The following is a 13,049-nucleotide window of genomic DNA, read 5'->3' on the forward strand; positions in this document are numbered from 1 at the left end:
CCGGATAGCCGTCTCCGGGAGGGGAGGGCTGGGGGCGGGGTTCCGCCCCCAGAAGATCACGGGCGTTCGGTCTCCCAGCGGACGGTGTCCTCGGCCGTCATCTGGCCGCTGGAGCGGGCCGACGGGTCGAGCGGACGCAGGTAGGTCTGCTGGACGCCCGGGACCCGGTCCTCGATCACGAAGGTGGCCTTGGTGTGCGCCTCCGCGCCGGGCTCGCGTACGGTCGGCACCACCTTGAAGTCGGCGGTGAGCCGCTCGCGCTCGACCCGGGTGATCACGTAGCCGCGCTGGTTGTTGTAGAAGCGCAGGTGGGGGTTGATGCCCAGGAAGGGGTGCGTGGCGGGGTCGGAGTCGGCGCCGTCGCCGCCGCTGGTGATGGAGGTGGCGACGAGTTCGGAGCCGACCGAGGGCCCGGTCGGGTCGTCGTAGTCGAGCTTGAGGTCGGCGGCCCAGTGGGCGTGCACGTCGCCGGTGAGCACGACCGGGTTGCGCACGCCGGCGTCGATCCAGCCCTGGGTGATGCGCCGCCGGGAGGCGACGTAGCCGTCCCAGGCGTCCTGGCTGGTGACCTTGGCGGGTCCGGCGTTGTTGTCGCGCTGGGCGAAGAACACCTGCTGGCCGAGGACGTCCCACCGGGCGCCGGAGCGGCGGAAGCCGTCGAGCAGCCACTCCTCCTGCCGGGCGCCGGTGATGGACCTGGCGGGGTCGGTGGCGTCGGGGCAGTCGCGGTAGCCGTCGCCGCAGCCCTGGTCGTCGCGGTACTGGCGGGTGTCGAGCATGTGGAAGGTGGCCATCCGGCCCCACCGCACCCGCCGGAACAGCTGCATGTCGACGCCGCGCGGGATGGAGTCACGGCGCAGCGGCATGTTCTCGTAGTAGGCGCGGAAGGCGGCCTCGCGCCGGGCGAGGAAGTCCGGCTGCGGCCGGTCGGGGCGCTCGGGGACCTCGCCGGCCCAGTTGTTGTCCACCTCGTGGTCGTCCCAGACGACCAGCCACGGCGCGGCGGCGTGCGCGGCCCGCAGGTCGGGGTCGGTCTTGTACTGGGCGTGCCGGAGCCGGTAGCCGGCGAGGGTCTCGGTCTCCGGGCCCTCGTGGTCGCGGACGTTGCCGCCGGGGGCCTCGTAGCTGTTCCTGGCGTACTCGTACTGGTAGTCGCCCAGGTGCAGTATGAGGTCGGGGTGCTCCTCGGCGAGCCTGCGGTAGGCGGTGAAGTAGCCGTGCTCGTACTGGCTGCAGGAGACGAAGGCCATCGCCAGCGGGCCGCCGTAGGAGTGCGGGTGCGGCGCGGTGCGGGCGCGCCCGACAGGCGAGACGTACGGGCCGGCGCGGAAGCGGTACCAGTAGTCGCGCCCGGCGCTGAGGCCGTCCAGCTCGACGTGCACGCTGTGGCCCCATTCCGGCGCGGCGACGGCGACGCCGGAGCGGACCAGGCGGCGGCAGCGCTCGTCGGCGTACACCTGCCAGCGCACCTGGACGGGCCGGGCCGGCATGCCGCCGAGGCCGTCCTCGGCCAGCGGCTGCGGGGCGAGCCTGGTCCACAGCACGAAGCCGTCGCTGCCGGGGTCGCCGCAGGCGACGCCGAGGGTGAAGGGATCGGTGCGCGGATCGCGTGAGGCGAGGGCCTGCGCGGTCCCGGGGTCCGCGTGCGCGGCGGCGGGGATGGCGGCGGCCGCGCCGGCCGCCAGACCGGTGACGAGGAAGTGCCGGCGGTTGAGCTCGGGCATGGGAGGCTCCTGAGGAGGCGATCATGGCCAGGGGGACGTCCGTATCCTGACTGGTGATCCTGACTCCCGAGTGAACGCCGATCAACACAAAAATGGCGACATCCTTCGCGGATGTCGCCATTTTCGGAAATAAGCACCCACTGTACGGGTCACCCGCCGGACAAGATCGTCTCATCCGGCGGGCCCGGACACGGGGTGCGACGCGCCGGTTACCAGCCGCGCTCGGCCAGGCGGTGCGGCTGCGGGATCTCGTCGACGTTGATGCCGACCATGGCCTCGCCCAGGCCGCGCGAGACCTTGGCGATGACGTCGGGGTCGTCGTGGAAGGTGGTGGCCTTGACGATGGCGGCGGCGCGCTTGGCCGGGTCGCCCGACTTGAAGATGCCGGAGCCGACGAACACGCCCTCGGCGCCGAGCTGCATCATCATCGCGGCGTCGGCCGGGGTGGCGATGCCGCCCGCGGTGAACAGCACGACCGGCAGCTTGCCGGCCTTGGCCACCTCGGCGACCAGCTCGTACGGGGCCTGCAGCTCCTTGGCGGCAACGTACAGCTCGTCCTCGGGCAGCGAGGCGAGGCGCTTGAGCTCGCCGCGGATGGTGCGCATGTGGGTGACGGCGTTGGAGACGTCGCCGGTGCCGGCCTCGCCCTTGGAGCGGATCATGGCCGCGCCCTCGGTGATGCGGCGCAGGGCCTCGCCCAGGTTGGTGGCGCCGCACACGAAGGGCACCGTGAACTGCCACTTGTCGATGTGGTTGGCGTAGTCGGCCGGGGTGAGCACCTCGGACTCGTCGACGTAGTCTACGCCGAGCGACTGCAGCACCCGCGCCTCGAGGAAGTGGCCGATGCGGGCCTTGGCCATGACGGGGATCGAGACGGCGTTGACGATCCCGTCGATCATGTCGGGGTCGCTCATCCTGGAGACGCCGCCCTGCGCACGGATGTCGGCGGGCACGCGCTCCAGGGCCATGACGGCGACCGCACCGGCGTCCTCGGCTATCTTCGCCTGCTCGGGGGTGACGACGTCCATGATGACGCCACCCTTGAGCATCTCCGCCATGCCTCGCTTGACGCGGGCGGTGCCGGTGCCGGTGGTCGACGGGGTTTCGGGCGTGCTGGTGGACAACGGTCTTCCTCACGAGCTAGGGGGGAACGGTAAGTTTTCAAACCCATCGTAGGTCCTGAGGCACTTCTCCCCCGCATGCCACCATGTCACGAATGGCGCGGAGTTTTGTACGTCACGGCGTCACGGGCTTGCGGCTGGCGAGCGCCACCCAGACCTGACCGGGCGCGAAGTTCATCGGCTCGCCGCTCTGTGTGGTGAACGTCGTGCCGCCCTCTTCGGATTCCCGCTCCCACCTCGCCTTGTACGCCTTGCCGTCGCGCAGCACGATGGCCGAGCCCTTGCCGACCGTCTTCACCAGCGGCGTGTAGCTCTGGTTGGAGTCGTGGAACTCGGAGCGCTCGGTCTTGGTGTACTGGATGACGACCGTGGACGCGCCGAGCTGGCCGCCCTCCGCCGCCACGTCCTTCTTGCCGTCCTGCCAGATCAGCCACTGCTTCTCGTCCTCCGACCAGCGGAAGGTGAAGCGCGCGGCGGGCCACTTGACGGTGTACGACGTGCGGTCGACGCCGCCCTCCGCGGGCGGATCGCCGAAGGTGAAGCCGATGTCGCCGGCCTTGCTCGCCTGGCGGGCGGCGGCCAGGAGCTTCTTGGGCCTGGCGAACAGGTTGTAGGGGGCGTAGCGGCCGGGCTCGCGGTAGTAGGCGCCGGGCACCCGGCTGTCGGAGACGTCGTGCAGCGACGCCTCGGCGATGAACGGCAGCATCTTGGTCTGCGCGCCCGAGTACGCGAACGCGGGCTCGCCGAACATGGGCGCCACGTGCAGGTCGGTGATGCGGGCGCTGCGGACCGGCCCGATCTTGGCCGGGATCTTCGAGGAGAAGACCGCGATCAGGCGGGTCAGGCCGGCCTCGACCTGCGTGACGTACACGATGTCGGCGCTCTTGAGACCCATCTGCGGCTTGCCCGCCGCGGTGTTCTCGATCTTGACGGCGAGCACCGGCTTCATCTTGTCGGCGGGCTGCCCGGTGAAGGGATGCAGGTTCTCCGGCGTCGGCTCCTCGGTCGGCGTGGCCGACTCGCTGGCCTGCGGGGCGGCGCCCCCCGCGGGCTCGTCCGACGAGCAGGCCGTGACGGGGAGCAGAACAGCCAGCCCGGCCAGCGTCACGGTGATCATCCGGGGTAGCCGCACCTGTACACTCCTCCGCTTTTGCCCAGAACGGATGGAAGCTTACCGGTCTCCCTCAAACCGGGTCATTCAGTTGCCATCGTCGCGGGCGGATTGTCATCGATCTCGAAGAATTGCGGATACTCCGTATGACCCGCCAGGCGCAGCGTGCGCGCCAGCCACCGCCGCTGCGCCGCCCGCGTGACCGCGACCGCGTTGTTGTAGAAGCGGCGCGAGTAGACCACCTTGGCCACCGCGGCGTCCAGCTCCTCCAGCAGGTCCTGGCCGCCGGGCGACTCGCCCAGCCTCTCCCTGAACCGCTCCTGGTCCGCCACCGCGCGCAGCGCCCCCGACAGGTCGCTCTCGGCGTGCTCGCGCTCCTCGGGACCGGCCATCCTGGCCTCGTGCGCGGCCGCCGCCAGCACCAGCGAGGTCGCCGGGTCGAGCAGCCGGGAGCCGGCCAGCTCCAGCACCACGGCCCGCCGCCGCACCAGCGCCGCCTCCAGCGCCTCGCGGGCCAGCTCCAGCCGGATGTGCAGCCGGTCCAGGCGGCCCGCCCGCCAGGAGATGTAGACGGCCGTGAGCACCACGACGATGCCCACGACCAGGACGATCATCGTGGGTGTCACAGGTCTTCCTCCACGCCGGCGCCGGCCGCCGTCACCGTCTCGTAGACGCGCACCACGTCACGCGCGACCGTCGACCAGTCGTACTTCATGACCGCGACCAGGGCCTCCTCGGCGAGCTTGGCCCGCCGGTCCGGCGCGTCGAGCAGCGCGCCCGCCTCGCGCGCCAGCGAGGCCGGGTCGCCGTTGGCGAACAGCGCGCCCGCCTGCCCCTCGCCGAGCACCTTGCGGAACGCCGGGATGTCGCTGGCCAGCACCGTCGCGCCGGAGGCCATGGCCTCGGCGAGGACGATGCCGAAGCTCTCGCCGCGGGTGTTGGGCGCGCAGAACACGTCGACCGAGTGGTAGGCACGGATCTTGTCGGCCTCGCTCACCATGCCGAGCACGGTCACCCGGTCGCGGAACTCCTTGCGCACCCGGTCGTAGACGTCGCCGGTGTCGCCGGGCCCGGCGATCAGCAGCTTGACGTCAGGCCGCTCGGCGGCCAGCAGGTTGAAGGCGTCGAGCAGGATCGGCAGGCCCTTGCGCTCCTCGTCCATGCGGCCGAGGAAGCCGATCGTGGCGCCGCCGGGCCCCCAGCCGTCGAGCGGCTCGGCGTCGGTGTAGCGGCTGACGGTCACGCCGTTGGGGATCACCACGGTGTCGCCGCCGAACTGCTCGACCAGGCTTTTGCGGGCGGCGTCGGAGACCGCGATGCGGCCGCTCAGCTTCTCCAGCGCGCTCTGCAGCAGCGGCTCGGCCATCGCGATCGCCCGGGAGCGGGTGAAGGAGGCGTGGAAGGTGGCCACGATCGGTCCCTTCGCCGCCCAGCAGGCCAGCACGCCCAGGCTGGGGATCAGCGGCTCGTGGATGTGGAGCACGTCGAAACGGCCGTTGCGCACCCAGCGGCGCACCCGGGCGGCCGACAGGAAGCCGAACGACATCCGGGCCACCGACCCGTTGTAGGGCACCGGCACCGCGCGGCCGGCGCCCGTCACGTAGCCGGGGAGCTCGTCGTCGTCACTGGCAGGCGCGATGACGGAGACCTCGTGGTCCTGCGCCATGAGCGCCTGGGCCAGGTCGTCGACGTGCTGCTTGACACCGCCGGGCACGTCCCACGAGTAGGGGCAGACGATGCCGATCCTCACCGCGGGTCGTCCAGCCACAGGCGCTGCAGCATGTGCCAGTCTTCGGGGTGTTCGGCGATGCCCTTCTCAAAGACGTCGGCCAGGCCCTGCGCCACGGCCGCGACCTTCTCCTGCCGGGTGCCCTCCTCGGGCACCGGCACCTCCTCGTGGATGTGGATGCCCCAGTCGGCGCCGTCGAAGTAGACGACGGCGGGCAGCAGCGCGGCGCCGGTCTGCACGGCCAGCAGCGGCGGGCCGGCAGGCACCTTGGTGGCCGCGCCGAAGAACTGCACCTCGACGCCGCTCTTGGTCAGGTCACGCTCGGCCGGCAGGCACACCACGCCGCCCTTGCGCACCCGGGAGGCGAGGGTGCCGAAGTTGTGGCCGTCGCCGCCGGTCAGCGGCAGCACCTCCATGCCCAGCCCCTCGCGGAAGCGCACGTAGCGGCGGAACAGCGACTCGGGCCGCAGCCGCTCCGCCACGGTGGTGAACGGATGGCCGACGCCGACCAGCCAGGCGCCCGCGGCGTCCCAGTTGCCCATGTGGGGCAGCGCCAGCACCACGCCGCGGCCCGCGGCGACGTTGCCGTGGACGTGTTCGGCGCCGACCACGTGGGTGCGCCGGACGATCTCCGCGCGGTCGATGGAGGGCAGCCGGAAGATCTCGTGGAAGTAGCGGAAGTAGGACCGCATGCCGGCCCTGGTGAGCTCGCCGAGCTCGCTGCTGCCGGGCCGCAGCCCGGTCACCCTGGCCAGGTTGGCCTCCAGGCGGCGCACCGACCTGCCGCGCCGCCGCCACACCCGGTCGGCCAGGAACCCGAACGCCGCGGCCGTCGGGCGTTCGGGCAGGTAGGGGACCAGCGTCCAGCCCGCCGCGAACCCCGCGGCGACGACGCGATCGGTGACTGACGGCTTGCCGCTCATCGCTCCCTCGTCTGCCGGTAGACATGGACCACGCGCTGTACAACGGTGACGGCTCCGGCCGCCGCGAGCAACCACATGCCGGCCGCCAGCAGGTAGGGCACCCCCAGCCCGGAGAAGCAGGCGGCGACCAGGACCCCCACCAGCCGCTCGGGACGCTCGGCCAGCCCCACGTCGCAGGTCAGCCCGAGCCCTTCGGCCCGCGCCTTCGCGTAGGACACCAGCAGGCCCGCCACCAGGGCGAACAGCGTCACTCCCGCCAGCAGGGCGTCACCGTCGGCGATGAAGTAGAGGATCAGCCCGGAGAAGATGGCCGCGTCGGCGACCCGGTCGAGCGTGGAGTCGAGGAACGCCCCCCACGTGCTGCCCCCTCCCCCGCCGAGCCGCGCCACCACGCCGTCGAGCAGGTCGAACAGCACGAACACGGTGATCACCAGGGCGCCGGCGGTGAGCAGGCCCATGGGGAAGAAGAACAGGGCGGAGACCACCGTGCCGAGAGTGCCGATCGCCGTGACGGCGTCCGGGCCGATCCCGCGGCGGACCAGTGCCCTGCCCAACGGGGTGAGTAGCCGGGTCACGGCCGGGCGCAGGAGTTTCAGCATCGCGATGTCGATCGTAGGCCATCCCGGCACCGGCCACTTTCTTTGCCCCGGCCCCCTTGTGATATCCGCCACATGGGTATTTGGTGAACACACCGCGTCCATGCGGTTTTCTCACTCCCCGCGCGGGCGCGGCGTTGGCACGCAAACCGACGACGCGGGAGGCGTAGTGGCGGACAAGAACGCGGGCGGGGCCATGGGAGCCGCGGGCAGGGCACCAGCGGCCGACAAGGCGGATGCGATACGCAATGTCGTCCTGGTCGGCCACTCTGGAGCGGGCAAGACGACCCTGGTCGAGCAACTGCTGGCGGCGACCGGCACCATCCAGCGGGCAGGCCGGGTGGAAGACGGCAACACGGTCAGCGACTTCGACGAGGTGGAGGTGCGCCAGCAACGCTCGGTCAACCTGACACCGGCGCCGCTGACCTTCAACGGCATCAAGATCAACCTTCTCGACACCCCCGGCTACGCGGACTTCGTCGGCGACCTGCGGGCCGGGCTGCGCGCCGCCGACGCGGCGCTGTTCGTGGTGTCGGCCACCGACGGGATCGACGGGCTCACCCAGATGCTGTGGGAGGAGTGCGCCCAGGTCCGCATGCCCAGGGCCGTCGTCATCACCAAGCTCGACCACCAGCGGGCCGACTTCGACGGGGTGCTCGCCACCTGCCAGGAGGTCTTCGGCGACGGGGTCGCTCCCCTGTATCTGCCGGTCATCACGAACGGGAACGTGAACGGCCTGATCGGGCTGCTGACGCAGAAGTTCTACAACTACGCCGGCGGCACCCGTACGGAGAAGGAGCCGGGAGCGGAGTACGAGGCCCGCATCGAGGAGCATCGCGGCGTCCTGATCGAGGGGATCATCCAGGAGAGCGAGGACGAGTCGCTCATGGAGCGCTACCTCGAGGGCGAGCCCATCGACATCAAGGTGCTCGTCCAGGACCTGGAGAAGGCGGTCTGCGAGGGCGACTTCCACCCGGTGCTCTGCACCGGGCTCGGCGTGGGCGCGATCGAGCTGCTGGAGCTCGTCACCCAGGGCTTCCCCGCGCCCCACGAGCACCCGATGCCCGAGATCACCACCCTCGACGGCAAGCCGGTGGCGAACATCGCCTGCGACCCCGACGGCCCGCTGGTGGCCGAGGTCGTCAAGACGACCAGCGACCCGTACGTGGGCCGCATCAGCCTGGTGCGCGTCTTCTCCGGCACGCTGCGGCCCGACATGACCGTGCACGTCTCCGGCCACGGCCTGGCCGAGCGCGGCCACGAGGACCACGACGTCGACGAGCGCGTCGGCGCCCTGAGCTGCCCGCTCGGCAAGCAGCAGCGCCAGACCGCCAAGGGCGTGGCGGGCGACATCGTGGCCGTGGCCAAGCTGTCGCGGGCCGAGACCGGCGACACGCTGTCGGAGGTCGAGCGGCCGCTGCTGATGACGGCCTGGGACATGCCCGAGCCGCTGCTGCCGGTGGCGATCCGCGCCAAGTCGAAGGCCGACGAGGACAAGCTGGGGCAGGCGCTGGGCCGCCTGGTGGCCGAGGACCCGACGCTGCGCCTGGAGAACAACGCCGAGACCCGGCAGCTCGTGCTGTGGTGCATGGGCGAGGCGCACACCGACGTGCTGCTGGACCGGCTGGCCAAGCGCCACGGGGTCGAGGTGGAGCGGATCGCCCTGCGGGTGCCGCTGCGGGAGACGTTCGGCGGCCGGACGCAGGCGATGGGCCGCAACGTCAAGCAGACCGGCGGCCACGGCCAGTACGCCATCTGCCATCTGGAGGTGGAGCCGCTGCCGTCGGGCGGCGGGTTCGAGTTCGTCGACAAGATCGTCGGCGGCGTCGTGCCGCGCCAGTTCATCCCGTCGGTCGAGAAGGGCGTGCGGGCCCAGATGGACCGGGGGGTGCGCGCCGGCTATCCGGTCGTTGACGTCCGGGTCACGCTGTACGACGGCAAGGCGCACTCCGTCGACTCCTCCGACATGGCGTTCCAGATCGCCGGTCAGCTGGCGTTGAAGGAGGCGGCGTCGAAGGTGCCGACGCTGCTGCTGGAGCCGGTCGACGAGCTGTCGGTGCTGGTCTCCGACGAGCACGTGGGCGCCGTGATGTCCGACCTGTCGTCGCGGCGCGGGCGGGTGCTCGGCACCGAGCCGGTGGGCCGCGGCCGCACCCTGGTCAAGGCGGAGGTGCCGCAGCTGGAGGTCACCCGGTACGCGATCGACCTGCGCTCCATGTCGCACGGCACCGGCACCTTCCAGCGCGCGTTCCTGCGCTACGAGCCGCTGCCGCCGCATCTCGCCGACAAACTGGCCGCGGAGTCGGGCTAGGGTCCCGCCGGGTCGCCGGGAGGGCAGCCCCTCCCGGCCCACCGGTCACGATGGTGTCACGAGTCGATTTCTTTTTTCCGTACGGAGCATGCCGGCTCCGATGCGAGACTGGTTGGCACTATGCGAACCGGACGCCCACTCCTCGCCGCCACCGCCCTCGCCGCCGTGGCCGTCGGCGCTGCCTACACCTTCGGGCCCGCCGAGGCCGGCCAGCGCAAGGCGGAGGCGGCCAAGAAGAAGTCGACCGAGAGCGCGGTGGTCACCGCGGCGTGCACCCCCGACCCGCGCCACCCGAAACGCCAGTTGCGCGGGGTGTGGATCGCCACGGTCAACAACATCGACTGGCCCTCGCGCAAGGGCCTGTCGGCCGACCGGCAGCGCGCCGAATACACGAGGCTGCTCGACGCCGCCGCCAAGCGCAACTTCAACGCCGTCTTCGTCCAGGTCAGGCCGGCGTCCGACGCCCTCTACAAGTCGTCGATCGAGCCGTGGTCGCAGTTCCTCACCGGCACCCCGGGCAAGGACCCCGGCTGGGACCCGCTGCCGTTCCTCATCAAGGAGGCGCACAAGCGGGGCCTGGAGTTCCACGCCTGGTTCAACCCGTACCGCGCCGCCTACGACGCGAGCGTCGCCGAGCTGCCCGCCTCCCACCCGGCGCGCAAGAACCCCGGCTGGACCGTCAAGTACGGCGACCGCCTCTACTACAACCCGGGCCTGCCCCAGGTGCGCCGCCACGTGGTCAAGGTCGTCACCGACGTGGTCGAGCGCTACGACGTCGACGGCGTCCACTTCGACGACTACTTCTACCCCTATCCCGCGCCCGGCAGCACGTTCGACGACCGCGCGGCCTTCAAGAAGCACGGCAAGGGCATGAAGCTGGCCGACTGGCGGCGGCAGAACGTCGACAAGCTCGTGGCCGAGGTCGACGAGGCCGTCCACGCCGCCAAGGGACACGTCAAGTTCGGCATCAGCCCGTTCGGCATCTGGCGCAACAAGGCGCAGGACCCGTCCGGCTCCGACACCTCCGGCATGTCCGCCTACGACTCGATCTACGCCGACGCCAAGGCGTGGATCGAGGCGGGCACCGTCGACTACGTGATGCCCCAGCTCTACTGGTCGCGCTCGCACAAGCTGGCCGGCTACGGCAAGCTGGCGCCGTGGTGGGCCGACGCGGTCGAGGGCACCGACGTCCACCTCTACATCGGCCAGGCGCTCTACCGGGTCGGCGCGAAGGACGAGGCCGCCTGGACCAAGCCGGGCGAGCTGCCGGCCCACCTCACGCTCAACCGCAAGCTCGACCGGATCAGCGGTGACGTGTACTTCAGCGCCAAGCAGCTGCTGACCAACCCGCTGGGCGCCATCGACCGGGTGGCCAAGGCCCACTACGCCCGCCCGGCGCTGCTGCCGCTGATGGAGGAGCGCGGCGGCGCCGCCCCGGCGAAGCCGTCGGGCGTCAAGGCGGCCGGCTCCGCCGTGTCGTGGGCGCCGGTGAAGGGGGCCCGCGCGTACGCGGTCTACCGGGTGCCGAAGTCGGGCGACGACTGCCACACGACCGACGCCCGCAACCTCGTGGCCGTGGTGTCGGACCCGTCGTTCACCGCGAAGTCGGCAGGCACCTACCTGGTGACCGCGCTCGACCGGCTCCACAACGAGAGCGGCGCGGCCCGGGTGAAGGTCGAAGCCGGCTAGTCGCGCCACGCCTCGGCGAGGAGCCGGCGGGTGTCGCGGAGCAGCTGCGGGAGCACCTTCGTGCGCGCCACCACGGGCATGAAGTTGGTGTCGCCACCCCACCGGGGCACCACGTGCTGGTGCAGGTGGGCGGCGATGCCCGCGCCCGCGACGTGGCCGAGGTTCATGCCGACGTTGAAACCCTGGGCGCCGCTGGCCTCGCGCAGCGCGCGCAGCGCCCGCTGGGTGAACTCGCCCAGCTCGACGATCTCGGCGGCGGTCAGCTGGTCGTAGTCGGAGACGTGACGGTAGGGCACGACCATCAGGTGGCCGGAGTTGTAGGGGTAGAGGTTGAGCACCGCGTACACGACCTCGCCCCTGGCGACGACCAGGCCGTCCTCGTCGCTCATCTCGGGGATGGCGTCGAACGGGCACCCGTCGGGGCTGGTGTCGATCGGCTTGTTCTCGCCCTTGATGTAGGCCATGCGATGCGGGGTCCACAGACGCTCGAAGTTGTCGGGCTCCCCTGCCCCTGCCTGATCGTGCATATCTAGCAGCATAGGGCCCCCGTGCAACGGACCGACGAGGTGCTCATCAGGCCGGCTCCACGCCCTTCTAGCGGGTGTCGCGGATCCGGTCGGCGAGGTCCGTGACGGCGCCGATCATCCGGGGCCCGGACAGGAACACCGGGTCGTTGTGCCCGGCCCCGGCGATCTCGACGACCGTGACCGGGCCCGCGGCGGCCGCGGCGACCGCGCGGCTCTGGCCGGCCGGCACGATCGTGTCGGCGGTCCCGTACACCACCACGATCGGCGCCTTGATGGCCGCGACCCGCTCCGCGACCGGGAAGCGGTCGCGGAGCATGGCCCGTACGGGGAGGAAGGGGTAGTTGGCCTGCCCCGCCGCGGCCAGGTCGGTGAACGGCGAGCGGAGCACCAGCCCGTCCGCCGGGCGCTCGGCGGCGAGCCCGGCCAGCACGGCCGCGCCGAGGCTCTCGCCGAAGTAGATCACCGGCACGTCGCCGAGGAAGTCGCGCGCCGCCAGGACGTCCAGGCGCAGCCCTTCCTCGGTGGGGCTGCCGGGGTTGCCGCCGTAGCCCCGGTAGTCGACGACCAGCACCGGCAGCCCGCGGGCGGCGAGCGCGCGGGCCAGCGGCGCCCGATGCAGCCGGTTGCCGGCGTTGCCGCCTGCCACCAGCACGGTCACCGGGTGGTCGCCCGGCACGTACCAGGCGCCGAGCCGCAGCCCGTCAGCGGTCGTCAGCGTCACCTCGCGCGCCCCCGGCACGACCTGCCCGGCCGGCGGCACCGGGGCCGGGTCGGGCAGGTAGATCAGCCGCCGCTGGAAGACCCACAGCAGCCCGAGCAGCAGCACCGCCACCACGAGGACCACGAGGGCGGCGCGCAGCGCGCCGGGCAGGTTCACGGGGCCAGTCCACCACAGGTGAAGCCGTCACTTCACCCGGGTCATATTGGACTCGTAGCCGCCTCCGCCCGGGTAGACCCAGGCGCCGGTGACGGAGTCGCCGTCGAACGTGCCCCGGTAGTAGGCGGGCGAGCCCTTCTCGCCGCCCCAGATGGTGAGCGTGTCGCCCGCCATCTCGTAGACGTAGTCGAAGGTCTCGCCCTGGCTGCCGTAGTAGCGGGACTTGACGTCCTCGCCCGGCTCGCCGCCGAAGGGCCGCTCCCTGCCGATCATCTCCACGCCCTTGACCGCGTGGCCGTCCTGGACGAGGTCGATGTCCTGGATGATGAAGAAGCCGCCGTCGAGCCAGCGGTACGTGACGGTGCCCTCGCTGCCGCCCGTCACCCGCCAGGTGCCGACCAGCCGGTCCAGGGCCTCAAGCTGCTTGTCGCCGGTGTTCAT

At 71.6% G+C, this 13,049-nt stretch carries 12 protein-coding genes; 2 read left to right on the forward strand and 10 right to left on the reverse strand.

Annotated features, from left to right (window positions below):
• Window positions 1-56 precede the first annotated feature (56 nt).
• The 7 genes from ACIBF7_RS37775 to pgsA all read right to left on the reverse strand — a co-directional run bounded on the left by ACIBF7_RS37775 (window position 57) and on the right by pgsA (window position 7,207).
• Entirely contained in the window at window positions 57-1,724 is a 1,668-nt protein-coding gene (locus tag ACIBF7_RS37775; protein ID WP_271278463.1) for an alkaline phosphatase, read from the reverse strand.
• 209 nt (window positions 1,725-1,933) lie between these two features.
• Complete coding sequence (gene pdxS / locus ACIBF7_RS37780; RefSeq protein ID WP_148031182.1) at window positions 1,934-2,848, reverse strand: pyridoxal 5'-phosphate synthase lyase subunit PdxS; 915 nt, start codon at window positions 2,846-2,848, stop codon at window positions 1,934-1,936.
• 112 nt (window positions 2,849-2,960) lie between these two features.
• The gene (locus ACIBF7_RS37785) at window positions 2,961-3,977 is read right to left on the reverse strand and encodes a DUF3048 domain-containing protein (protein ID WP_261808499.1); all 1,017 of its coding nucleotides are present in this window, start codon (window positions 3,975-3,977) and stop codon (window positions 2,961-2,963) included.
• A 62-nt stretch (window positions 3,978-4,039) separates the two neighbouring features.
• Complete coding sequence (locus tag ACIBF7_RS37790) at window positions 4,040-4,570, reverse strand: hypothetical protein (RefSeq protein ID WP_222709133.1); 531 nt, start codon at window positions 4,568-4,570, stop codon at window positions 4,040-4,042.
• Between the two features lie 8 nt (window positions 4,571-4,578).
• Complete coding sequence (locus ACIBF7_RS37795) at window positions 4,579-5,706, reverse strand: glycosyltransferase family 4 protein (protein ID WP_148031180.1); 1,128 nt, start codon at window positions 5,704-5,706, stop codon at window positions 4,579-4,581.
• A complete protein-coding gene (locus ACIBF7_RS37800) occupies window positions 5,703-6,608 on the reverse strand; it encodes a phosphatidylinositol mannoside acyltransferase (protein ID WP_148031179.1) in 906 nt (301 codons plus the stop codon). Before ACIBF7_RS37800 ends, ACIBF7_RS37795 begins: the two co-directional genes overlap by 4 nt.
• Entirely contained in the window at window positions 6,605-7,207 is a 603-nt protein-coding gene (pgsA, locus tag ACIBF7_RS37805) for a phosphatidylinositol phosphate synthase (protein ID WP_397199274.1), read from the reverse strand. Before pgsA ends, ACIBF7_RS37800 begins: the two co-directional genes overlap by 4 nt.
• 166 nt (window positions 7,208-7,373) lie before the next feature.
• Here pgsA and ACIBF7_RS37810 point away from each other — a divergent pair, with 166 nt between their 5' ends.
• Both ACIBF7_RS37810 and ACIBF7_RS37815 read left to right on the forward strand, forming a co-directional pair.
• Window positions 7,374-9,515 carry an elongation factor G-like protein EF-G2 gene (locus tag ACIBF7_RS37810; RefSeq protein WP_187281128.1) on the forward strand — a complete coding sequence of 714 codons (2,142 nt, stop codon included), beginning with the start codon at window positions 7,374-7,376 and terminating at the stop codon, window positions 9,513-9,515.
• Window positions 9,516-9,635: 120 nt separating this feature from the next.
• Window positions 9,636-11,204 carry a glycoside hydrolase family 10 protein gene (locus tag ACIBF7_RS37815; RefSeq protein ID WP_148031177.1) on the forward strand — a complete coding sequence of 523 codons (1,569 nt, stop codon included), beginning with the start codon at window positions 9,636-9,638 and terminating at the stop codon, window positions 11,202-11,204.
• Here ACIBF7_RS37815 and ACIBF7_RS37820 read toward each other — a convergent pair.
• The 3 genes from ACIBF7_RS37820 to ACIBF7_RS37830 all read right to left on the reverse strand — a co-directional run bounded on the left by ACIBF7_RS37820 (window position 11,201) and on the right by ACIBF7_RS37830 (window position 13,049).
• Entirely contained in the window at window positions 11,201-11,731 is a 531-nt protein-coding gene (locus tag ACIBF7_RS37820; protein ID WP_315970612.1) for an HIT domain-containing protein, read from the reverse strand. The genes ACIBF7_RS37815 and ACIBF7_RS37820 overlap by 4 nt on opposite strands.
• 67 nt (window positions 11,732-11,798) lie before the next feature.
• Window positions 11,799-12,608: an alpha/beta hydrolase gene (locus tag ACIBF7_RS37825; RefSeq protein WP_261808498.1), complete on the reverse strand. Its 810-nt coding sequence runs from the start codon at window positions 12,606-12,608 to the stop codon at window positions 11,799-11,801.
• Window positions 12,609-12,635: 27 nt separating this feature from the next.
• Window positions 12,636-13,049, reverse strand: a complete 414-nt coding sequence (locus ACIBF7_RS37830) for a hypothetical protein (RefSeq protein WP_397199275.1) — start codon at window positions 13,047-13,049, stop codon at window positions 12,636-12,638.

The sequence above is a fragment of the Nonomuraea sp. NPDC050478 genome, from assembly GCF_044458265.1.
In the GTDB taxonomy this organism is placed as follows: Bacteria; Actinomycetota; Actinomycetes; order Streptosporangiales; family Streptosporangiaceae; genus Nonomuraea; species Nonomuraea ferruginea.